The 21,509-nt window shown below is 75.5% G+C and carries 18 protein-coding genes and 1 pseudogene; 11 read left to right on the forward strand and 8 right to left on the reverse strand.

From position 1 onward, the window contains the following. Positions 1–160: 160 nt before the first annotated feature. Positions 161–757, reverse strand: coding sequence for a TetR/AcrR family transcriptional regulator (locus C6N75_RS00445; protein WP_258177140.1), 597 nt, complete (start codon positions 755–757; stop codon positions 161–163). Positions 758–956: 199 nt separating this feature from the next. Here C6N75_RS00445 and C6N75_RS31195 point away from each other — a divergent pair. Further along, positions 957–1,049, forward strand: a pseudogene (locus tag C6N75_RS31195) (SDR family NAD(P)-dependent oxidoreductase); the annotation flags it as partial. Between the two features lie 52 nt (positions 1,050–1,101). Beyond that, complete coding sequence (locus C6N75_RS31045) at positions 1,102–1,740, forward strand: SDR family NAD(P)-dependent oxidoreductase (protein WP_258177141.1); 639 nt, start codon at positions 1,102–1,104, stop codon at positions 1,738–1,740. Positions 1,741–1,767: 27 nt separating this feature from the next. Here the strand turns inward: C6N75_RS31045 and C6N75_RS00460 are convergent, their stop codons facing one another. Then, positions 1,768–2,595 carry an ATP-grasp domain-containing protein gene (locus tag C6N75_RS00460; RefSeq protein WP_105866815.1) on the reverse strand — a complete coding sequence of 276 codons (828 nt, stop codon included), beginning with the start codon at positions 2,593–2,595 and terminating at the stop codon, positions 1,768–1,770. Positions 2,596–2,764: 169 nt separating this feature from the next. Between C6N75_RS00460 and C6N75_RS00465 the strand changes: the two genes are divergently transcribed. Continuing rightward, positions 2,765–3,265, forward strand: coding sequence for an FBP domain-containing protein (locus tag C6N75_RS00465; protein ID WP_105866816.1), 501 nt, complete (start codon positions 2,765–2,767; stop codon positions 3,263–3,265). 189 nt (positions 3,266–3,454) lie between these two features. Beyond that, positions 3,455–3,919, forward strand: a complete 465-nt coding sequence (locus C6N75_RS00470; RefSeq protein ID WP_105866817.1) for an SRPBCC family protein — start codon at positions 3,455–3,457, stop codon at positions 3,917–3,919. Positions 3,920–4,013: 94 nt separating this feature from the next. Here the strand turns inward: C6N75_RS00470 and C6N75_RS00475 are convergent, their stop codons facing one another. Next, positions 4,014–6,305 carry an MMPL family transporter gene (locus C6N75_RS00475; RefSeq protein ID WP_105866818.1) on the reverse strand — a complete coding sequence of 764 codons (2,292 nt, stop codon included), beginning with the start codon at positions 6,303–6,305 and terminating at the stop codon, positions 4,014–4,016. A gap of 378 nt (positions 6,306–6,683) precedes the next feature. After that, on the reverse strand, positions 6,684–8,099 hold the full coding sequence (locus C6N75_RS00480) for an aminotransferase-like domain-containing protein (RefSeq protein WP_105866819.1): 1,416 nt from the start codon (positions 8,097–8,099) through the stop codon (positions 6,684–6,686). Between the two features lie 37 nt (positions 8,100–8,136). On the opposite strand from C6N75_RS00480, the gene C6N75_RS00485 reads away from it, so the two are divergent. Further along, positions 8,137–9,060, forward strand: coding sequence for a DMT family transporter (locus C6N75_RS00485; RefSeq protein ID WP_258177142.1), 924 nt, complete (start codon positions 8,137–8,139; stop codon positions 9,058–9,060). A gap of 7 nt (positions 9,061–9,067) precedes the next feature. Here the strand turns inward: C6N75_RS00485 and C6N75_RS32020 are convergent, their stop codons facing one another. Continuing rightward, positions 9,068–9,313 carry a hypothetical protein gene (locus C6N75_RS32020; protein WP_146132448.1) on the reverse strand — a complete coding sequence of 82 codons (246 nt, stop codon included), beginning with the start codon at positions 9,311–9,313 and terminating at the stop codon, positions 9,068–9,070. Between the two features lie 658 nt (positions 9,314–9,971). Between C6N75_RS32020 and C6N75_RS00495 the strand changes: the two genes are divergently transcribed. Together C6N75_RS00495 and C6N75_RS00500 are read left to right on the forward strand one after the other, a co-directional pair. After that, complete coding sequence (locus C6N75_RS00495; RefSeq protein WP_105866822.1) at positions 9,972–10,967, forward strand: TauD/TfdA dioxygenase family protein; 996 nt, start codon at positions 9,972–9,974, stop codon at positions 10,965–10,967. Between the two features lie 111 nt (positions 10,968–11,078). Beyond that, complete coding sequence (locus C6N75_RS00500) at positions 11,079–13,028, forward strand: hypothetical protein (RefSeq protein WP_105866823.1); 1,950 nt, start codon at positions 11,079–11,081, stop codon at positions 13,026–13,028. Positions 13,029–13,094: 66 nt separating this feature from the next. Here C6N75_RS00500 and C6N75_RS00505 read toward each other — a convergent pair whose 3' ends face one another. Both C6N75_RS00505 and C6N75_RS00510 read right to left on the reverse strand, forming a co-directional pair. Next, positions 13,095–13,517 carry a PPOX class F420-dependent oxidoreductase gene (locus tag C6N75_RS00505; protein WP_105866824.1) on the reverse strand — a complete coding sequence of 141 codons (423 nt, stop codon included), beginning with the start codon at positions 13,515–13,517 and terminating at the stop codon, positions 13,095–13,097. A 90-nt stretch (positions 13,518–13,607) separates the two neighbouring features. Next, positions 13,608–14,285, reverse strand: coding sequence for a DUF4230 domain-containing protein (locus C6N75_RS00510; protein ID WP_105866825.1), 678 nt, complete (start codon positions 14,283–14,285; stop codon positions 13,608–13,610). A 205-nt stretch (positions 14,286–14,490) separates the two neighbouring features. On the opposite strand from C6N75_RS00510, the gene C6N75_RS00515 reads away from it, so the two are divergent. Together C6N75_RS00515 and C6N75_RS00520 are read left to right on the forward strand one after the other, a co-directional pair. Then, positions 14,491–15,882, forward strand: coding sequence for a S1 family peptidase (locus C6N75_RS00515; RefSeq protein ID WP_105866826.1), 1,392 nt, complete (start codon positions 14,491–14,493; stop codon positions 15,880–15,882). Positions 15,883–16,011: 129 nt separating this feature from the next. Beyond that, positions 16,012–16,419: a hypothetical protein gene (locus C6N75_RS00520; protein WP_105866827.1), complete on the forward strand. Its 408-nt coding sequence runs from the start codon at positions 16,012–16,014 to the stop codon at positions 16,417–16,419. A 118-nt stretch (positions 16,420–16,537) separates the two neighbouring features. Here C6N75_RS00520 and C6N75_RS00525 read toward each other — a convergent pair whose 3' ends face one another. Beyond that, positions 16,538–16,909 (reverse strand): phage holin family protein, encoded by a 372-nt coding sequence (locus tag C6N75_RS00525; protein ID WP_105866828.1) that lies wholly within the window; start codon positions 16,907–16,909, stop codon positions 16,538–16,540. Positions 16,910–17,094: 185 nt separating this feature from the next. On the opposite strand from C6N75_RS00525, the gene C6N75_RS00530 reads away from it, so the two are divergent. After that, complete coding sequence (locus tag C6N75_RS00530; protein WP_105866829.1) at positions 17,095–17,463, forward strand: hypothetical protein; 369 nt, start codon at positions 17,095–17,097, stop codon at positions 17,461–17,463. Positions 17,464–17,615: 152 nt separating this feature from the next. Then, a partial coding sequence (locus tag C6N75_RS00535) for an nSTAND1 domain-containing NTPase (protein ID WP_105866830.1) occupies positions 17,616–21,509 on the forward strand: 3,894 nt, incomplete at its 3' end.

Below are 21,509 nucleotides of genomic sequence, written 5' to 3' on the forward strand. Positions count from 1 at the left end.
CCCGACACCCGCACCCCCGCCGGGACCGGACCCGCCGGGGGTGCGGGTGTCGGGCCGGACGGCTCACCGATCATCCCCGCTCGGGGCCCGTCCGCCGGGGAACCGCGCCCGTCCCCGCCCCGCCGGTCCCCCCGAGGACCGGGCGGGTCCACCGGTCGGGTCAACGGCCGGGCGCGAGTCCGGTGACCAGGACGTCGAGGGCCAGGTCGACCGCCTCGTCCAGCGGTGTGTCGTCCAGCAGACCGCCCAGGGACAGGGTTGCCAACCCGTGCAGGGTGGAGAAGGCCACCTGGGCGAGGCGGGCGGCGTCCCCGGGCCGGACCGCGCCCGCCCGCTGGGCCTCGGTGACCAGGTCGGTCGCGATCGCCAGGCACTCGTGCCCCAGGTCGCGCAGTTCGGCGCTGGAACCCTCGGCGTGCTTCACCGTGAACATGAGCTGGAGGAGGGCGGGATGGCCCACCGCGAAGTCGAGGTAGGCGCGTCCCACGGTGGTCAGACGGCCGGGCAGCGGCCCGGCCGCCCCGGCCGCCGTTCGCAGGGCCGCGTTGAGACGGGTGAATCCGCTGACCGCCAGGGCGTCCAGGAGCGCCTGCCGGTCGCGGAAGTGGCGGGCCGGGGCGGCGTGGCTGACCTCGAGGTCGCGGGCGAGGGCGCGTAGGGACAGACCCTCGGCCCCCGACCGGGCCAGCACCCTCTCCGCGCGCTCCAGCAAGGCGGTCCTGAGATTGCCGTGGTGGTATGGGGTCTCGGCGGCCAAGGCGGTTCCTTCTCCGGGCGGGTAGGGACGGGGCGGGTGCGGGCAGCGGGTGCGGACAGGGCCGGTGCGGACGGGAACGGACGGGGGACACCGCAGTATCCCGTGAAACAATGTTGTCATTGACTACAAAGATGTCGCTGTCTACATTGAGCGGCGTCGACCGATCCACACGCGGGGATGAAAGCAGGCGGCGATGGCGATGACCTACCGGGGCACCACAGCCCTGATCACCGGTGCCAGCTCCGGTCTCGGAACCGAGTACGCGCGGCAGTGGGCGCAGCGCGGCGCCGACCTGGTGCTGGTGGCCCGCCGTCGGGAGCGGCTGGAGGAACTGGCCGAGCGTCATGGAGCGCGAGCACCGCGTCCGGGCCCGCACCCTCCCGGCGGACCTCGGACGCCCCGGGGCGGCGACCGAGCTGCGCGCGGAGCTGGACCGGCTGGGCGTCAGCGTGCAGACCCTGGTCAACAACGCCGGCTTCGGCAGCCACGGGCCGCTCGCCGACCAGGAACCGGCGCGCGTCGCCGAGATGGTCCAGCTCAACGTCATGGCCGTCACCGAGCTGACCCGCCTCTTCCTGCCGGACCTGCTGGCCGACGGCCGCGGCGCCCTGGTCAACATCGCCAGCGCAGCGGCGTACCAGCCCACCCCCGCCATGGCCGTGTACGGCGCCACCAAGGCGTATGTGCTCAGCTTCACCGAGGCCGTGGGCTACGAGGCGCGCGGCTCCTCCCTGCGCGTCCTGGCCGTCTCGCCCGGCCCCGTCCGCACCGAGTTCTTCGACGTGGTCGGCACCAGGGACGCGGCAGTCGGCGCCATGGCAACCCCCGAGCAGGTGGTGACCGCGACCCGGCGCGCCCTGGAGCGCCGCGCCACCCCGCCCAGCATCGTCGTCGGCTTGGGCAACCGGCTCTCGGCCGCCGCCGCCACCCTCAGCCCGCGCCGGGTCGCCCTCGCCGTGTCCGGACGGGTCCTGAAGGCCTGACCGCCACCGCGCCGTCGTCCCGTCGGCCTACCGGCGGTCCAGATAGCGGTGCAGCGAGTCCCTCAGCGCCGAGGTGAAACGTTCCCGCACGGCCGGCTCCACCCGGTCCAGGGAGAGGTACGGATTGAGGTCCTCCAGCTCCACCAGCAGCAGCCCGCCGTCCCGGGTGCGGCAGGCGTCCACCCGCTGCACCCCGTGCGCCAGGGTGTTCCACGCCGTGAACCGCCGGGCGAACTCCACGTCCTCCGGGGTCGCCCGGTACGGCTCCAGCTCCCAGCGCCGCTGCGGATCGGGCGCGTACACCGCGTACTGGAAGGCGTCGTCCACGAAGACGAAGGACACCTCGTAGCGGAAGTCGATCCGGGGCTGCACCAGCACCTCGCCCCACTGGATCTCCGCCAGTCGCCCGGCGGCCACGAACTCCAGCCCGATCGAGTCCGCCCCCTCCCTCGGCTTCACCGCGTACGCCGCCGCCTCCGGCAGCCTGTGCAGGTCCTCCGGCCGGTCCGCGGTGGCGATCACCGGCAGCCCGGCCGCGGTCAGCTCGACGAGGTATCCCTTGCCCGCCATGTCGCCGCGCCCCGTCAGCGGGTTGTACACCGGCACGCCGAGCCGCGCGGCGCGCTCCCGGTAGGCGTCGTACGCCTCCCGGTGGTGGAGCACCGGACCGCTGTTGCGGACCACCACCGCGTCGAAGCCGTCCAGCAGCGCGGCCGCGTCGCCCGGCGGGCACACCGCCACCGCGAAGTCCTCCCGCAGCGCGGCCGTGAGCGCCACGTCCTCGTCGCCGTAGCGCCGCCCGCGCGCCGGGTAGGCCAGATCGGAGACGTACAGCAGACGCGGTCGGGCGGACACCGGGACTCCTCGCGGTCGAAGGCGCCCACCGTATCTCCCACCTGCGGCGACGCCGGCGGGCGGCCCGCGCCCGGCCCGCCGCCCACCCCCGGCGCACCCGCAGCGGCCGGGCTTGCGCCGCCCGGAAAACCGGACGACGCGGGCCCGCCCCGCTGGTTACGGTGCGACCATGAACCCGCTCGACGAGAAGGCCATCCGTGCGTCCTTCGTGAACTGCTCCAAGGGCGAGGCCGGGCGCCTCAGCCTCCCGCGCGACCTTGCCGAACTACCCTGGCAGGACCTGGACTTCCTCGGCTGGCGCGACCCGGGCGCCCCCGACCGCGCCTACCTCGTCGCCGAACGCGGCAGCCGGCCGACCGGCGTCGTGCTGCGCGCCCCGCAGCACCGCAACCGCAGCTTCGTGAAGACCACCCTGTGCAACCTCTGCCTGACCGGTCACCCCAGCTCCGGCGCCGCACTGCTGGCCGCGCCGAAGGCCGGACCGGCCGGCCGCCAGGGAAACACCGTCGGCGCCTACATGTGCGCCGACCTCGCCTGCTCGCTGTACGTGCGCGGAAAGCGCGACCCCGGCCGCTCCAGCTACGAGGAGAGCCTCACCGAGGAGGAGCGGATCGCCCGCCTCCTCGCCAACCTGGACTCCTTCCTTGCGAAGGTGTCCGCCGAGGACTGACCCGCCCGCGCATGCGGAAGGGCACGCGGAGGGGCGGACGGGGTGCGTCCGCGCGCAGGTCTTTGTCCGTCGGGCCCTGTTCGCCGCGGCGCACCACGTGAGGACGGCAGGCGCCTGGGTACCCGCCGGGGCGGCCCACCCCCGGGGGCGACGGACCGTGTCGCCCCGCACGAGACGAGGAGGTGCCGCGTGAGCACCGTGAAGGAAACGATCGAGGTGGACGTCCCGGTCCACACCGCCTACAACCAGTGGACGATGTTCGAGGAGTTTCCCCGGTTCATGGAGGGCGTCGACGAGATCCGCCAGGTCGACGACCGGCACAACCACTGGAAGACCAGCTTCGGTGGGGTGCACCGCGAGTTCGACACCGAGATCGTGGACCAGCTCCCCGACGAGCGGATCGCGTGGCGCACCGTCGCCGGCGACACCCGGCAGAAGGGCGTGGTCACCTTCCAGAAGGTGGACGACACCCACACCCGGGTCGAGGTGGTGATGGACCTCGAACCGACCGGCGTGGCCGAGAAGGCCGCCGACGCCACCGGCGTCATCGACCGCCGGGTCAAGGGCGACATGCGGCGGTTCAAGGAGTACATCGAGACCCAGGGCGGCGAGTCCGGCGGCTGGCGCGGGCGCATCCGCCCCGGCGCGAGCTGAGCGGGCCGACCTCCCGGCCTGGGTACGCGCGGCGGCGAGTCCAGGCCGGGACCAGGCGATCCGAGCCGGTGCGGCCTCCCGCGGCCGCACCGGCTCACTCCGTGCGCCGCTTCGCGGCCGCCGGAGCCGGATGCTCGCCCTGCCCCTCCGCGTCCACGGTGGGCAGCACCTTCTCCAGCCACCTCGGCGTCCACCAGGCCGCCCGGCCCAGCAGCGTCATCGCCGCGGGCACCAGCAGCAGCCGCACCACCGTGGCGTCGATCAGCACGCTCGCCGCCAGGCCCAGGCCCAGCATCTTCACCACGATCTCGTCGCTCAGGATGAACGCCGCGAACACGCTCACCATGATGAGCGCGGCGCAGGTGATGACCCGAGCGGTGATCTCCAGCGAGTGCGCCACGCTCGCCTTCGGGTCGCCGGTGCGCAGCCACGCCTCGTGCATTCGGGACAGCAGGAAGATCTCGTAGTCCATGCTCAGCCCGAACACGATGGCGAACATCATCATCGGCACGTAGCTCTCGATCGGCACCTCGCCGTTGACGCCCAGCGCGGGACCGCCCCAGCCCCACTGGAAGACCGCCACGACCACCCCGTACGAGGCGGCGATCGACAGCACGTTGAGCACCGCCGCCTTCACCGCCACCAGCACCCCGTGGAACACCACCAGGATGACCAGGAACGCCAGGCCCACCACCACCGCGATGATCAGCAGCAGCCGGCTGGAGACGATGTCGAGGAAGTCCACCTGGGCGGCGGTCGTCCCGGTCACGTAGGTCCGGGCGCCGGTGCCCGCCACCGCGTCCGGCAGCACGTCGTCCACCAGCCGGTTGACCAGATCCGTGGTCCCCTGGTCCTGTGGCGCGGTCGCCGAGTACGCCGTCGCCAGCAGCACGTCGCCGTCCTTCGTCGGGGTCACCGGGGTGACCGCCGCCGCGCCGGGCACGTCCGTGAGCGCCGTGGCCACCGAGGAGGCCAGCGCCGAGCGGTCCGCCTGCGGCACGTCCGTCTGGTCCACCACCAGCGTCAGCGGTCCGTTGGAACCGGGGCCGAACGCCTGGGACATGAGGTCGTAGGCGCGCCGGTCGGTGAACGTCTCCGGATCGGCGCCGTCGCCGATGTGCCCGAGCCGGATGAACAGCAGCGGCACCGCGAGCACCGCCAGCAGCACCACCCCCGGCACCAGGAACCACCACGGCCGCCGTTCCACCCGCCGCGCGTAGCGGTGCCACACCCCGTGGGCCTCCTGGCCGGGCTCGGCGTCGGTCTCCGCCACCGGCCGGCGCACCCGCAGCCTGTCGATGTGCCGCCCGATCAGCCCGAGCATCGCCGGTACCAGGGTCAGCGCGCCCAGTACGGCCGTGACCACGGTGACGGCGGCGGCCAGCCCCAGTTTGCCGATGAAGGAGATGCCCGACGCCCACAGCCCGGACAGCGCGATGATCACCGTGCAGCCGGAGACCAGCACCGCCTTCCCGCTGGTGGCCGCCGCCGTGCCGGCCGCCGTCACCGGATCCCGGCCGTCCATCAACTGCTGCCGGTGGCGGGTGACGAGGAAGAGCGCGTAGTCGATGCCCACGCCCAGACCGATCATGGTGGCCAGCGTGGGCGAGACGGTGGCGAAGGTCGCGGCGGCCGCCAGCAGGGCCAGCAGCGCCAGCCCGCACACCACCGCGATCAGCGCGGTGATCAGCGGCATGACCGCGGCGACCACACTGCCGAAGCCGATCAGCAGCACCACGATCGCCACCGCGAACCCGATCGCCTCGCTGGTGCGGTCCCCGGCCTCCGGCCGGGCCAGCTCGCCGAGCGGACCCCCGTACTCCACCTCCACCCCGGCCGACCGCAGCGGCGCCACCGCCTTGTCCACCCCGTCCAGATAGGAGGAGCCGAGCGTGGCGGGCTGCACGTCGAACCGCACGGTGATGTAGCCGGTCCGGCCGTCGGAGGAGAGCGGGCCGGTGCTCTGCCCGGACCCGGCCGGCGGCGGGGTGCTCCCGGGCGGCGGCAGCGGGCTCTGCGCGCTGAGTACATGCGGCAGCCCGTTCAGCTCGCTCACCGCCGAGCCCACCTGGCCGCTCACCGAGGTCAGTGGCGCGTCGGCGTCGCGCAGCACGATCTGCGCCCCGTAGCCGCCGGCCGCCGGGTCGTGCGCCCGCAGCACCGCCAGTCCGTCGTCGGACTGCGAGCCGGGCAGCGTGAAGTCGTCCGAGTAGTCACCCCCGAAGGCCCCGGACAGCGCCTGCGATCCGGCCACCGCCGCCAGCCACAGCACGATGACCACCACGCAGTGGCGGGCGCACCAGCGACCGGTGCGCCGCAGCAGGCTCACCCGGGCCCCGGAGTTCGCGGGGGCCCGCTCTTCGGCAGGACGCGGCGGTACGGGCATGGGGCCTCCGACGACCACGGGCGAGCGTGTGCCATGCCACCCGGCCCCGCCCGCGCGAAGCCGTCCGGACCTGGCACCGGACTGACGCCATTGAAGGCCGCCCGCCCGCCCACGGCACGCCGGACGGCGAAAACGGGTGACGACCCCGAGCCGCTCGCAGGCGACGCGTCCCGATGCCGCCTACGGGGCAGGGCGTCGGGCAACGTGTGCTCAGGGGCCGCCCGCGGTCGACGGAGATGGGCGACGACGCCGGGCAACGGCGTCCCGATGCCGTCTACGAGCTGCGGAGGCGGGCAACCGGTTTCCCGGGCCGCCAGCGGCCCACGACAACGGGCTACGTCGACGGGCGACGGGTTGCCCGGGGAGCACGCCGGTCGGCTACCGCTGCCCGTGCTCCAGAGCACGGCCGATGACGCGCGCGCCCTCCGGGAAGGCCCCCGGGTTCGGACCGGAGTAGTTCAGCCGCAGGTAGACCCCGGTCGGCTCGGCGGGGAACCACTCGTCGCCCGCTGCGACGATGACACCGGCGTCCTCGCAGTCCCGGGCCAGCTTCACCGCATCAGTGGCGTCCGGCAGCCGCAGCCACAGGTTCAGCCCGCCCCGGGGCAGCGCCTCCAGCCGGGCGGCCGGCACGTGCGCGCGCACCGCGTCGGCCAGCAGGTCGCGCCGGGCCGCGAGCTGCCGGCCCAGTCCGCGCAGATGGGTGCGCCAGGCCGGCTGGCTCACCACGTCGAGCGCGACCGCCTGGAGCAGACCGCTGACGTACATCGACTCGGCCTGCGACGCGGCGAGGATCCGGGCCCGGGCGGGCCCCCGGGCGACCACCCCGGCGACCCGGACCGCCGGGGACACGCTCTTGGTCAGCGACCGCAGCCACACCACGTGACCGCCGTCATCCCGCGCCGCCAGCGGCGCCGACGCCGCGTCGATCCCGAAGTCGTGCGCCCAGTCGTCCTCCACCAGGAACGCACCGTGTCCGCGGACCGTCTCCAACACCCGGTCGGCCAGGTCGGGCGACCACTGGGCGCCGGTCGGGTTGGCGAAGTTGGGCTGGGCGTAGAACACCCGCGCACCGGTCTGCTCGAAGGCCCGCGCCAGGGCGTCCGGATCGGGTCCGTGAGCGCCACTGGGCACCGGCACCAGCCGTACGCCGGCCTGCGCTGCGGCCAGCAGCGCGCCCCAGTAGGTCGGCGACTCCACCAGGAGCGGCCCGCCCGCGCCCACCAGGCTGCGGAACACCGCGCCCAGTCCGCTCTGCGAGCCGGGTAGCACGATGACGTCGCTGGACGCCGGCGGCCGGCCGCCGAGCGGCGTCACCGCGGCGAGCTCGGCCGCGAACCACGCCTGGAGCTCCGGAAGCCCCGCCACCGGGGGGCGGCTCACCGCGGCGTCGGTGCGGGCCGCCCGGACGAAGGCGGCCCGCACCAAGCGCTCGGGCAGCAACTCCCGGTCCGGGTAGCCCGCGTGCAGGGCGATCGTGTCGTTGGGCGTGGTGCGCAGCGCCGCTGACAGCGCCGGCGCGCGGTCGCGCGGTGAGCCGAGCGCCGCGGTCTGCCAGCCGTAGTCGTGCGGGCGGGCGGCCGCCCGCACCGCCCGGACGAAGGTCCCCACCCCTGGCCGGCTCTCCACCAGTCCCTGGGACGCCAGGGATCGCAGAGCCTTCTGCACGGTGACCGGACTCGCCGCGTACCGGTCCACCAGCGACCTCGTCGACGGCAACCGCGCACCGGGCGAGGCGGCCGCCACCCACGCGCGGAGATCCGTCGCGATACGGCTGCTGCTATCGTTGTTCATGACGATACATAGTAGCGCTACTCGCCCTGATGCTCCGGTGCTATCCACCCGTCGCGCACCGGCGGCCCGTCCCGGCGCCGCGCGGTCCGGCCTCCACTGGGGGCTGCTCGGGGTCGCCGCCTTCTCCCTCACCGTCCCGTTCACCAGGATCGCCGTCGGGGGCGGTGGCATGTCACCGCTGTTCGTCGGGGCCGGCCGGGCCGTCATCGCCGCGGCCCTCGCGGCGGTGGCCCTGACCGCCACCCGCCAGAGGCTGCCCCGCGGCGTCCAGTGGGCCCGGCTCGGCGTGGTCGCCGCCGGTGTGGTCGCCGGGTTCCCCCTCCTGACCTCCTACGCGCTCACCACCGCCTCGGCCGGCCACAGCGCGGTGGTCATCGCCCTGCTGCCGGCCGTCACCGCGGTCCTGGCGGTGCTCCGCGGCCGCGAACGCCCGCCGGGGGCCTTCTGGTGCACGGCCGCGGCCGGAGCCGTCGCCGCCGTCGGCTTCGCCGCCGCGCGGGGCGGCGGGGGCGGCGGCGTCGCGTGGTCCGACCTGCTGCTGCTCGGCGCGGTGCTGGCGGCCGGCGCCGGATACGCCGAAGGGGGCCTGATCGCCCGTGAGCTGGGAGCCTGGCAGACCATCTCCTGGGCGCTGGTGCTGTCCGCGCCGCTGATGGCCGCGCTGACCGCCGTTGCCGCCGCCCGGCACACCCCCACCGGCACCCCCGTCGAGTGGGCCGCCTTCGGCTATCTCGGCGTGGTCAGCATGTTCCTCGGCTTCTTCGCCTGGTACCGCGGACTGGCCGTCGGACCGATGGCGCGGGTCAGCCAGATCCAGCTCGTCCAGCCAGTGCTCACCATCGGCTGGGCCGCACTGCTGCTCCACGAGCGGATCACCTGGCCCACCCTGGTCGGCGGCCTCGCCGTGATCGCCTGCGCCGGCACCGCGGTCCGCAGCCGGTCGGCCCGCCGGCCGTTATGACGTCCCGTCAGGCGGGCGAAGAGCCCTGCCGCAGGCGTACCAGTCCGCCGAACGGCGCGCCGAAGAGCGGGTTCAGCAGGACGGTGCCGGCCGCGACCGGGAGCACGGCCGGTCCGGCGTGCGGGACGACGATCCGCTCGCGGTCGGCGCGGACATGGCAGAACGTGACCGCGGCGCTCCGGGTCTCCTCCCGATGGGAAACGTCCAGCAGGCTGGACTGCCGTGTCACCAGCAGGACCCAGGGACTGCACACGTCCGGCAGCAGCGCCAACGCCCGGCCCGCCGCCCGAGCCCCCTCACGCAGCAGCCCGTCCGCCCGTTCCGCCGCCCGCCGCGGCGGCGTCCACCAGCACCGCGGCACTCGGCTCGGGAACGATCCCGCGCAGCACCGCGGTCCGGGCCGACGCCGTGTCCGACGCCGTCGCCTCCAGGCAGTCCAGCCGTCCGCACGGCACGCGACGGCCGCCCCCGTCCTGCGTCGCAGGCGTTGCCCACGACGACCACCGTGTTGCGACGTCATGAAAAGCGCGGGACCACGGCTCCATCCGGCCACGCCGCCCGGCCGCCACCCCGAAGGCATCGACGGCGAGGTCGAATGCGCAGGTCAGCGCCGTGTGCGGCGACGGGCGCGGCCCGCTTCCGCCCGGCGCGCCCGGCCCCGATTCCAGCAGTCCGCCCCGCCCCGCGGCAGCCGGGGACCGCCTTGACGGCCCCTGGGGGCGCTGCCACGCTCCTGGCCACGGCCGGGCCCCACCGCGCCGACCCGCCACCCCACCACACTCCCGGCACCTCCCAGCCGACCCTGCCGCCGGGGTCTCCTCCGCAGCGGAAAGGCCGGCACGCCCCTGGCTCGCCCCGGCGACCGCCGTACACCGGGGCAGGGGAGGTCAGGCAACCGAAAGGTCCCCACCATGGCAACTCCGGTCACCACCATCGACGTCCACCCCACTGAGCTCACCGAGCCCAGCGCCGGCGCACCGACCGCCGCCCAGGCGCCCGCCGTCCGCAAGCTCGGCGGCCGGATCGGGGCCCTGATCACCGGCGTCCGGCTCGGCGGCCACCTCGCTTCCGAGACCGTCGCCGCCGTCCGCGCCGCCGTCCTGGAGCACAAGGTCGTCTTCTTCCGCGACCAGCACCACCTCGACGAGGAAGGCCACGAGGCGTTCGCCCGCCTGCTGGGCAACCCCGTCGCCCACCCGACCGTCCCGTCCGCCGACGGCCGCTACGCCCTGGGCATCGACTCCGACCACGGCGCCCGCGCCAACCAGTGGCACACCGACGTCACCTTCGTACCGGCCTACCCGGCCTTCTCCATCCTGCGGGCCGTCACCATCCCGCCCTACGGCGGCAACACCCTGTGGGCCAACACCGCCACCGCGTACGCCGGACTGCCCGAGCCGCTGCGGGTCCTCGCCGACAGCCTGCGCGCCGTCCACTCCAACGACTACGACTACGCCGCCCTGCGCCCCGACGCGGTGCCCGAGGCACTGGCGCAGTACCGCGAGGTCTTCACCGCGGTGACGTTCCGCACCGAGCACCCGGTGGTCCGCGTCCACCCCGAGACCGGCGAACGGACCCTGCTCCTCGGCAACTTCGTCCAGCGCCTGTCCGGACTGGCCGGCCGCGACTCGCGCGCCCTGCTCGACCTGTTCCAGGCGCACGTGGAGAGCCCCGAGAACACCTTCCGCTGGCAGTGGCGGGAAGGCGACGTCGCCATCTGGGACAACCGCGCCACCCAGCACTACGGGGCCGACGACTCCGGCGACCACGTCCGCACCCTGCGCCGCGTCACCGTCGACGGCGACGTCCCGGTGGGCCCCGACGGCCGCCCCTCCGAACTGCTGGAGCCCGCGGCCGTGCCCGAGCCCGCCTTCGGCCCCGCCTCCGGAGCCTCCGCCGACGCCTAGCCGGCCGCCGCCGGCGCGGCCATACGTCGTACCACCTGCCGATGTGACGGTATCGGCGGACGCTCGTTGTGCACACCAGTGGAGTCGCACGTCCCAACGAGCCGAGGTCCCATGCCCACACCACGGGAACCGTCGCCGAAGGTCCCCGCCGACCGGCGCCCGGGCGTCGAGGAAGCGGAAGCCGTCCTCGTCGAGCACTACGGGCGGCTGGTCCGCCTCGCCCACCTCGTCCTGCCGCCGGCCCTGGGCCGCCACCGCCGCGTGGTCACCGCCCACACCGTCGTCCAGGACGCGCTGCCCCGCACCCCGGCGGCCCCCCGCCCGCAGGACGGGGACGCGGCGGGCGACGGATACGTCTGGATACGGGAGCGGGTGCTGCGCACGGCGCTGCGCCACGAGCGCCGGCGGCGCGCCCGCCCCTACCCGCGGCTCCCCGTCGTCCTCGGCCTGCGGCTCTCCCCGCACGCCGGCGGCGCCGGAGAGCTCGCGCTCAGCCGGGCCCTGGCCGGAGTGCCCGCCGCCGCCCGGGCCGCACTGGCCCTGCGGCTGCTGGAGGGGCTGGCCGACGACGAGACCTCCGCCGTCCTCGCCGCGGCCGGTGTGGCCGACCCGAACGCCGCCCTGGCCGCCGCCGCCGGTCTGCCCGGCCTGTCCGACGGCTCGGCCCGAGTCCTGCTGGCCGCCGACGAGTTCGACCCCAGCCGGGTCCAGCTCCACCCCACCGACCTGCTGCGCCGCCGCCACCGCGCCCGGGCGGCCGCCACCGCGGCCGTCGCGCTCCTCTTCGCCGCCTCCACCCTCACCGCGGCCCTCGTCACCTCCGACCGCGACCGGACGGCGGACGACGCCAAGCCCGCCGCCCCCGCGCAGCCGGCCGGCAGCTCCTACCGCTCCGACCCGGCCACCCTGCGCAGCGCCCCGGCCGGCAAGTGGGCCGACACCACCCGGCTGGACCTCACCGCCTGGCCCGCCCGCGGCGCCCGGCGCGGCGACCGCGCGCTGCTCGGGCGCGCCCTGCGCGCCTGGGCCGGCAGCGGGGAAGCGAAGATCACCACCGCTCCCGGCGCCTCGGCCGCCGCGCCGACCAGCCCGCCGCAACTCCTCTACGCCGCTGACGTGGACGGCCTCGCCGTCGTCCTGCTCCTCGACGCCGCCACCGACCGGGTCGCCCGGTACACCGAGCCGTCGGCCGGCGCCCGGCCCGCACTCGCCGTCGCCCGCAGCGACGACGCCGGGGTCACCACCGCCGCCGCTCTCGTGCTCACCCGGGACCCCGGCCGCGCCCGGTACCTCCTCGCCCCCTGGATCGCCGAGAGCGGCACCCGGGACCTGCTGCGCCCGGCCGAACGCACCCGCCCGCTCACCCCGGTGGACGGCGTCACGCCCCCGGTGCCCGTCCCCTCCGACGGCCGCTCCTGCGCCTCCTGGCCGGTGCTCAGCCTGCGCTCCTCCGAACTCATCGTGGAGAAGCACGCCTTCCTCGTCACCGATCTCGGCGAACTCGCCCCGGCCCACCTCACGCACACCCCGTCCCCGGACACCGGCACCCCTTCCCGGCAGCCCCGGGAGGTCACCGGCCGGACGGCGCTGGAGAGCTGGGCACGCAGCGCCTGCCTGCTGGCCGACCTGCGCGGCGACGGCGTGCGGGCCGTCAACGACTGGGTCTACGCCCGCCAGACCCTGCCGGACGGGGCGGGCACGGCCACCTGGGTGTGCACCCGTGCCGACACCTGGCGCGGCCCGGGCGGCGTCCGCGTCCAGTTCCAGCCGCCCGCCGCCGCGGGCCCGCCGCGTCCCGGGACGGTGGTGGCCGAGCGGGAGGACACCGCCGCGTGCAGCCGGTTCGGTCAGCACGTGGTGGCCGGCGCGCGCTGGCGCTCGCCCGGAGGCCAGTGGTACGCCCTGGCCGCCGGCAGCCGGCACATCGTCCGCATCCGGCTGACCGGCGGTGTCTCCGCCCAGGCGCCCGGCCCCGTCGCGGCGGTCCGAGCCGCTCCCGCGACACCGGTCCGCGTCACCGCCGTGCAGTCGGACGGCGCCACCCTCGCACCGCCGGGCTGAACCAGTCGCGACTCTCACGGCTCCCGGCCCGGAGCCGTGAGAGTCCCAGGCCGCTGCCGAGCACGCTCAGCCCGCCTGGCCGCTGTCCTTCAGCGAGCCCCAGCCGTGCCAGCGCTCCACCTCGATCCACGCGCTGACCCGGCCCCGATCCCGGAGCGGGTACTCCTTGCCCGTGTACTGCCGGGCCAGCCGGTCGATGTCCACCAGGCCCTCGTCGTCCCGCAGTTCCACCACCCGGCCGATCAGGCTCACATGGGTGTACCAGGACTCCTCGTCCAGCACGGTGAGCGTCACGCGGGGGTCCTTGCGGATGTGTCCCAGCCGCTTGCGGCCCTCGTCCATGTTGACCAGCACCCGGCCGTCGTCCTCCCAGAGGTACCAGGTGGCCGTGGACACGGGCTGGCCGTCCGACCGCAGCGTGGACAGCACCGCCGGATTCGGCTTGCGCAGCATGGCGACCGCAGCCTCGGGAAGCGGGGGCTTGGACATGGCGTTTCCTCCTTGTTCAACCCTTTCCGGCCGTTGCGCCGGAACTGTCGGCAGCCTACGCCCGGCATCCCTCGCTCGGCCGTGCGGGCGTCACACGTAGCTGACCGTCACCTGCTCGAACCCCAGCGAGCCGAGCAGCCCCTTCAGCATGGCGGTGGTGTTGCGTTCGGCCCGCGCGGTGAGCCCGCTCTCGCCCGCGGCCTCCCCGATGCGCTGCGCCGCCAGGCGCTGCACCGCGCGCTCGTCGTTCGGGTTGTCGGAGAAGAGGTCGCCGAGCCGGTCCAGCAGGCCGCGCTGCTTGGACACGGCGTAGGACCGCTCCGGGTCCAGGGCGGGCGACCCGAGCGCCGCCCGCGGCAGCCGGATCACCGCGGCCGTCCGGTCCTCGTTCACGGTGACGTCCTTGGGCCCCGCCTTCCCCAGGTCCACGTAGGCGGAGACGGTGCCCGCCGCCACATAGAGGGTGCGGGTGCCCCGGATGGCGTCCGGCAGGAACTTCGCGTCCTTCTCCAGGTCCACCACGATCTGGTAGGAGCCCGCCGCGCCCTCGTAGCGGCTCAGGTCCTGGATCGACTGGAGCAGCGCGGGCCCGGAATGGTCCCGGGTCTCCTCGCCGAACACGTCGTCCCAGCCGGGCACCACGTCGAAGCGCGCGGCGACGGTGAACAGCACGACCAGCACCAGCAGGCCCGCCGGGACGGTGAACCACCACGGGGTTCTGCGGCGCGCGGCCCGCGCGCGCGGAAGCTTTTCGTCGGAGGTCTCCACGGGGTCCGGATGCCCCGGCCGACGGCGAAAACTCCCACCGGACGCCGTGCTCGGCGTCCTGACGGGGCGTCGGGAGGTCGATGGGCCCGGGGCGCGCTCCCGCGCACGGCTCCGCCGAGCCGGCTGCTGAACCCGCGGCGTCGCCCGTCCGTATGGTCTGGCAACCCCGCCAGGCAACGGACACCCGGACGCATGGGAGCAGACGATGAGGCACGCGCGGCGCACGCTCCGACGGATCGTCCGGACGGCCGCCGTCGGAGGGATCCTCTGCGGGACGCTCATGGTGTCCGACGCGATGGCGGGCGCACCCGCCCAGGGACCGCACGCCCCGGCGTCCGACCCCTCCGGCCGAGTGGTGGCGGACGCGGTGGCCAGGCTGGGGCCGGAGCGGACGGCGGGCCGATGGACCGGCGAGGACGGCCGGCCGGTCGTCGCCGTCACCGACGAGGGCGCCGCCGCCGAGGTCCGCCGGGCCGGCGCCCGCGCCGAGATGAAGCGGCACAGCATGCGCGAACTGCGCGCCGCGGCCGACGCGCTCGGCCGTACGCCGCGCATCGCGGGCACGGCCTGGTCGGTCGACTACGCCGCCAACCAGGTGACCGTCTACGCCGACCGCACCGTCTCCAGGGGCGCATGGGAGCGCCTCCAAGGCGCCGCGCGGCAGGCCGGGCAGAGCGTGCGCATGCGGCGGACCGGCGGGGAGTTCACGCTGCGCGTGGACGGCGGGTCGGCGCTGCTCGGCCGGGGCGGGCGGTGCTCCGCCGGGTTCAACGTCACCGACGGGCGGGACAACTTCGTGCTCACAGCCGGCCACTGCGGTCCGGTCGGCACGTCCTGGTTCCGCGCCGCCGACGGCGCACCCCGCCCGCTGGGCACCACCGTGGCCCGCACCTTCCCGGGAGCCGACTTCGCGCTCGTACGGTACGAGGACCCGGACGCCTTCGACGGCGCCAACGCGGTCGCGGTGGGCGGGGGCCGCACCGTCGCCGTGGTCGGCGCGGCCGACCCGGTCGTCGGGCAGCGGGTGTTCCGCAGCGGCAGCACCACGGGGCTGCGCAGTGGGCGGGTGACCGCGCTCGACGCCACGGTCAACTACCGCGAGGGCACGGTCACCGGACTGATCCAGACCACCGTCTGCGCCGAGCAGGGCGACAGCGGCGGCCCGCTGCTGGCCGAGGGCGTCGCCCTCGGCGTGACCTCCGGAGGCAACGGTGACTGCGCCGAAGGCGGGGTGACGTTCTTTCAGCCGGTGACCAGCGCCCTGTCCCGACTGGGGGTGCGTGTCATCGACGGACGCCTGCGCCCTGGCGCCTCGCCCTCCGGCTCCGCGTCGCCCACGCCCACCGTGTCGCCGTCCGCCGATTCGAGTGCGGCCACGGGAGGCGGGACGGACGCCGGAAACGCCGTGGGAGCGCCTCCGGTCGACCCGGGACGGTCGCGCCCCACCGTCACCTCGATCGTCGAACTCCCGCTCCTGCTCACCGGTCTGGTGGTCATCGGCATCAGCCTGATCGGGCTGGGCGCGGTGCGGTGGCTGCTCACCGAGCGGGCCGACCGGGACGAACTGCGCACGTCCTACGCCCAGAGCTGGGGTTGACGGCCGCACACGGCTGGACGGGGTAACCGGTTGGCGTTGCCCGTGTCGAATAATCCGGTTATCGACCCATGTGCTTACTTTTCCGGTGAAGCGCCTTCCCTCTTCTTTTCCTCACCTGGGAGACAGAGCATGCGTCAGTTCGTCCGTACCTGGGGTGCCGGTATCGCCGCCGCGGCCGTGGTGGCCGGCTCGGTCGGCACGGCGGTGGCCGTCGCCTCGCCGGCCCCCGCGCAGCACAAGCCGGCCGCCGCCGCGGCCCCGGCCTTCGCGGCCAAGTCCTCCGCGAAGAGCGTGCGCGCCTGGCAGCAGTTCCGGGTCCGCGGGGTCGCCCACAACGTGCGCCCCGGCACCCGGGTCACCCTCCAGCAGAAGCTGGGCGAGCGCCGCTGGGTCACCCTGCCGGCCTCGATGACCACCAACTCCCGGTCGGCTTACAGCATGCGCGTCGTCCTCGGCATGCGCGGCCACAACAAGCTCCGCCTGGTCGACGGCAACCGGCGGGTCGTCTCCCCGGTCATCGACGTCTGGGTCCGCTGACCTCGCGGGACACCCCGCACACACGAGGGGCGCCTCCACCGGCAGAGCCGGGGGAGGCGCCCCTCGTGTGCGTGACGCCGGATGCCGCCGGCGCGCCGTCCGTGCGCCGGGCCGTGGGTCAGCCCTGCGCCAGCGCGTCCACGGTGCGCGCGAAGGTGTCCCGCGAGACCTCCAGCGTCTCGCGCGAGGCCTCCCTGGCCCGGCGCAACCGGACCTGTCCGTAACGGAAGAGCGCCGAGGCCCCGGTGGCGTACGCCAGTGTCAGCGCGCCCGCGGCCAGCTCCGGCGACCACGCCTTGGCCAGCCTCTGCTGGATCGCCGTGTGCGCGGTCAGCGCCGCCAGCAGACCGCACGCTCCTCCCGCCGCGATCGCCGACAGCCCGCCGCGGGTCTCCCCGACGGCCTCTGCCACGGTGTCGCCCAATTCCTCGCGTGCGCTCGTCGCTTCCTCGACCACCATGGCCACCACATCCTGGGCTGAGTCCGGCATGCTGCCCGCCTACCCGCCCTGCCGCCGCTCATACGGGGGTTGCCCGTCACCCGGTGAACGCCCAGCTCGGGAGGGGTTTCCCAGTCAGCCCGCCGACGGGCAACAGGCAACCCCGCCCTCCGGCCCCATGAGCCGGGCACGCTGAGACCGTCACCACCGGCACCACCACCCGAACGGGAGATCCCATGCGTTCCACGCTGCTCCGCGGCGCCGCCGCCCTCGCCACCGCGACCGCCGCCCTGCTCACCCTGCACGCGCCCGCCGAGGCGCGGCCGGCCGCCGACTGGGCCAACTGCCCCTCCGGCGCCGTGTGCATCTACCCGCAGGACCAGAACCCGGCCGTCCGTCCCACCCACGTCTTCTACCGGTACGGCGCGCACAACCTGAGCAACCAGTTCGGCAACCACTGGGTGCTCAACAACCAGACCGGCGGCGCCACCGCCAACCTGTGCACCGGGACCAACGGCGCCGGCTGCGGCAACCCCATCGCCGCGCAGACCGGCGTCTACGCCAACCTGACCCCGATCAACTCCGTCCGGCTGAACCGTCCCTGACCGCTAGCGGAAGCGGACGGTCCGGTTCGGTGTGGCGAGTTCTCGCCACGGGAGGTAATCGCCTGGCGGTCTGTCAGTCACTCAGGGTAACTTTCGGAGCATTGACTCTGTCACAGCACGCTCACGGAGCGTGCGGAGCATCGGGGGATGCCATGGGGGACCGACGACCGACCGACCACCTGAAGACCGACCGGCAGCAGCCAGTACGCCCGTCCACGCGCCGTCACGAGAAGCGGGCCACCCGCCGCCCGGCACAGCCGGGCGGCGCGGCGGGGGACTTCCCGGCGGAGCTGCGCCGCCTGAGGTCGCGGCTCGGGCTGTCCCTGGCCGACCTCGCCCGCCTCACGCACTACAGCAAGGGGTATCTCAGCAAGATCGAGACCGGGTCCCGACGCGTCACGCTCGACGTGGGCCGCCGGTGCGACGACGCACTGAAGGCCCACGGCGCCCTGCTGAAGCTGGTGCCCGCCGCACACGACCCGGCCGACGAGGACACCGGCAGCCCGCCCTACCGCGGACTGCGCGCCTTCGGCGAAGACGAGGCCGCCTGGTTCTTCGGCCGGGAGCAGGCCACGACCGCCCTGGTCGAGCGGGTCTTCGAGCGGATCGGAGCCGGCCCGCTGCTCATGGTCGCGCCCTCCGGCGCCGGCAAGTCCTCCCTGCTCCGGGCCGGACTGCTGCCGGCGCTGCGCCGCCGCGGCGGCTTCCCCATGGCGGGCGCGGAGCACTGGCCGGTGGCGGTGTGCCGGCCCACCGCACACCCCCTCGCCGAGCTGCTGGCGCGCACGGCCGAGGCCCTGGGCGCCGACACCGGCGTCACACCCGACCGGCTGCGGCGCGATCCCGAGGCGCTCACCACCGCCGTACGACGCCTGACCGCCGGAGCCGCCCCGCCGCCGGGCGACCGGACCGGGCGGCGGCGAGCGCCGGACGACGACCCGTCGGCCCGGCCGGGCGGCCTGCCCGCGCCCCGCACGAGCAAGCCCGGGGGAAAGCGGCCCGGCGCGGCAGGCGAGACGAGCGCCCGCCGCCGTCCGTCCGTCCGCCTCGTCCTGGTCGTCGACCAGTTCGAGGAGCTGTTCACCCTCTGCGCCGACGAGGCCGAACGGCGCGCCTACGCGGGAGTGCTCAGCGCCCTGGCAGGCGCCGGCCCGGCCGGCGGGAAGGAGACCGCCCCGGCCGTCGTGGTGCTCGGCGTCCGCGCCGACTTCACCGGGCGGTGCCTCAGCCTGCCGGAGCTCGCCTCCGGCCTCGTCGACGGCCTCTTCGCCCTGCCGCCCATGACCGCGCCCGAGCTGCGCGCCGCCATCACGCGCCCGGCCCGGCGGGCCGGACTGCGACTCGAACCGGGCCTGGAGCAACTGCTGCTGAGGGACGCCGGACTGCACGGGACCGACGCACCCGCCCCCGGACCGGTCACCACCGCCGCGCTGCCGCTGCTGTCCCACGCACTGCTGGCCACCTGGCGGCAGCGCCGGAAGACCCTGCTCACCGTCGCCGGATACGAGCGGACCGGAGGCATCCAGGGGGCCGTCGCCCGCACCGCCGAGGACGTCTTCGCCGACCTCCACCCCGCCGAGCAGCGCACCGCCCGGCACCTGCTGCCCCGCCTGGCCCGCATCACCGAGGGCGCGGGCGCCACCCGCCAACGGGTAGACCGCGCCACGCTGGAGGACCAGCCGGCGGCCGCCGCCGTGCTCGACCGCTTCGCCCGCGCCCGGCTGGTCACCCTCGACCGGGACACCGTCGAGATCACCCACGAGGCACTGCTGCACGCCTGGCCGCGGCTGCGGGACTGGCTCACCGCCGACCGCGCCGCCCTGATGGCCCACCAGCACCTCTCCCAGGCGGCAGCCGAATGGGAGCACGGGCTGCGGGACCCCGCCCTGCTCTACCGCGGCTCCAAGCTGGAGAGCGCCCGGGCCCTGGCCGAGGGCCCCGGCGGCCCCGCCCGGCTCGGCCCGGCGGAGGCGGCCTTCCTCCGCGCCGGGCAGACGGAGGAGAACCGCCGGGCACGGCACGCCCGTCGACACGTCCGGCTGCGCCGAGGCCTGGTCGCCGCCCTGATGGTGCTGCTCGCCGTCGTCCTGGCCGCCGGCGGCGTCGCCCGGCAGCAGCGCTCCGAAGCGCTGGACCAGGAGCGCACCGCACGGTCCCGGGCCCTGGCCCTACAGTCCGCCGCCCTCGCCGCCGGGCGGCCCGAGGCCTCCATGCTGCTCGCCGCCGCGGCCTACCGCGCCGCGGACACCCCGGAGGCACTCGGCGCGCTCCTCAGCACCCAGGCGCAGCCCTTCGCGGCCCGGCTCACCGGTCATCGCGGCCCGGTCAACGCGGTCGCCCTCACCCCGGACGGCGCCGTGCTGGCCACTGCGTCCTCGGACGGCACGGTCGGCCTCTGGCGCACCGCCGACCGGCGCCGGATCGCGGCGCTGCCGGTCGGCGGGCGGGTCCGGGCGCTTGCCTTCAGCCCCGACGGCCGGCACCTCGCCGCCACCTCCACCCGCGGACCGGTGCGGGTGTGGGACCGCCTCCGCCGCCGGCCGGTGACCGTACTGCCCGCCGCCACCACAGCAGCCCGCGCCCTCGCCTACGACCCGCTCGGCCGCACCCTCGCCACGGCGGGAGCGGACGGACGGGTCCGCCTCTGGTCCGCTCGCGGCGGAACCCGCCCGGCAGCCGTCCTGACCGGGCACGCCGGCGAGGTCAACGCGCTCGCCTACGGTCCCGACGGCCGCACCCTGGTCTCCGCGGGAGCCGACCACACCGTACGGGTGTGGGACGTCGCCCGGGGCCGCGCACGGGCCGTGCTGCGCGGGCACACCGGCGCCGTGCTGGGGCTCGCCGTCGCACCGGACGGCCGCGGCGTCGCCAGCGGCGGGACGGACCGCGCCGTCCGGCTCTGGGACGCCGGCGCCGGGCGCGCCACGGCCGTGCTGACCGGCCACAGCGACGACGTCAACGGCGTGGCGTACACCCCCGACGGAGCCACCGTCGTCAGCGCCGGCGGAGACGGCGTCACCCGGCTGTGGGACGTCCGCACCGGGCGCACCGCCGCGACCCTGGCCGGGCACACCGACTACGTGCTCGGGGCGGCGGTCGCGCCCGGGGGCAGGTCCCTGGTGACGGCCGGCTTCGACCAGACCGCCGTGCTCTGGGACCTCTCCCGCCGCGCCCTCTTCCCCCGCCCGTTCACCGAGATCCGCCAGATCGCCTACAGCCCGGACGGCGCGCTGCTCGCCAGCGCCGATGCCGACGGCACCGTCCGGCTGTGGGATGTCGCCGGCCGCCGGGGCGCCGCCACGCTCACCGGCCACCGGGGCGCGGTCTCGGCGGTGGCCTTCGCCCCCGACGGCCGCACCCTGGCCTCGGCCGGCCCCGACGGCGCCGTCCGGCTGTGGGACGTGCCCAGCGGTCGCGGGGTGGGCGCCCTCACCGGCTCCGGCGACGATCTGTTCGCGGTGGCCGTCGCGCCCGACGGGCGCACCCTCGCCTCGGCCGGCGCCGACCACACGGTCCGGCTGTGGGACATGCCCCGGCGCACCGCGCTGGCCACCCTGACCGGCCACACCGACTTCGCCAACGCCGTGGCGTTCAGCCCGGACGGCACCCTGCTCGCCAGCGCCGGCGACGATCTGACGGTACGGCTGTGGGACGTGCCGCGCCGCCGCCCGCTCGCGGTCCTCACCGGACATCGCGGCGCGGTCCGCTCGGTGGCGTTCGCTCCGGACGGCCGGACCCTGGCCAGCAGCGACAACGACGGCGCGGTCCGGCTGTGGGATCCGCTCCGGCGGCGCGCCCTCGCCGTCCTCGCAGGGGGCCACACCGGTTCCGCCCGGGGCGTCGCCTTCGCCCCGGACGGCCGCACCCTGGCCAGCGGCGGCAGCGACCGCGAGGTCCGGCTGTGGGACGTCGCCACGAGAGCCCTGCGCGCCGTGCTCACCGGCCACACGGCCCCGGTCTGGGCGGTCGCCTTCGCCCCGGACGACGGCACGGTCGCCAGCAGCGGAAGCGACGGCAGCGTCCGCCTCTGGAGCCTCGACCCGGCG

The sequence above is a fragment of the Streptomyces solincola genome, from assembly GCF_002982015.1.
Classification (GTDB): domain Bacteria; phylum Actinomycetota; class Actinomycetes; order Streptomycetales; family Streptomycetaceae; genus Streptomyces; species Streptomyces solincola.

Coding starts and splice junctions, on each gene's coding strand:
- C6N75_RS00480 (WP_105866819.1), bottom strand. CDS start 8,099: ATGAACAACGATAGCAGCAGCCGTATCGCGACGGATCTCCGCGCGTGG.
- C6N75_RS00520 (WP_105866827.1), top strand. CDS start 16,012: ATGCGTCAGTTCGTCCGTACCTGGGGTGCCGGTATCGCCGCCGCGGCC.
- C6N75_RS00505 (WP_105866824.1), bottom strand. CDS start 13,517: ATGTCCAAGCCCCCGCTTCCCGAGGCTGCGGTCGCCATGCTGCGCAAG.
- C6N75_RS00525 (WP_105866828.1), bottom strand. CDS start 16,909: ATGCCGGACTCAGCCCAGGATGTGGTGGCCATGGTGGTCGAGGAAGCG.
- C6N75_RS00465 (WP_105866816.1), top strand. CDS start 2,765: ATGAACCCGCTCGACGAGAAGGCCATCCGTGCGTCCTTCGTGAACTGC.
- C6N75_RS00500 (WP_105866823.1), top strand. CDS start 11,079: ATGCCCACACCACGGGAACCGTCGCCGAAGGTCCCCGCCGACCGGCGC.
- C6N75_RS31045 (WP_258177141.1), top strand. CDS start 1,102: ATGGAGCGCGAGCACCGCGTCCGGGCCCGCACCCTCCCGGCGGACCTC.
- C6N75_RS00530 (WP_105866829.1), top strand. CDS start 17,095: ATGCGTTCCACGCTGCTCCGCGGCGCCGCCGCCCTCGCCACCGCGACC.
- C6N75_RS00515 (WP_105866826.1), top strand. CDS start 14,491: ATGAGGCACGCGCGGCGCACGCTCCGACGGATCGTCCGGACGGCCGCC.
- C6N75_RS00475 (WP_105866818.1), bottom strand. CDS start 6,305: ATGCCCGTACCGCCGCGTCCTGCCGAAGAGCGGGCCCCCGCGAACTCC.
- C6N75_RS00495 (WP_105866822.1), top strand. CDS start 9,972: ATGGCAACTCCGGTCACCACCATCGACGTCCACCCCACTGAGCTCACC.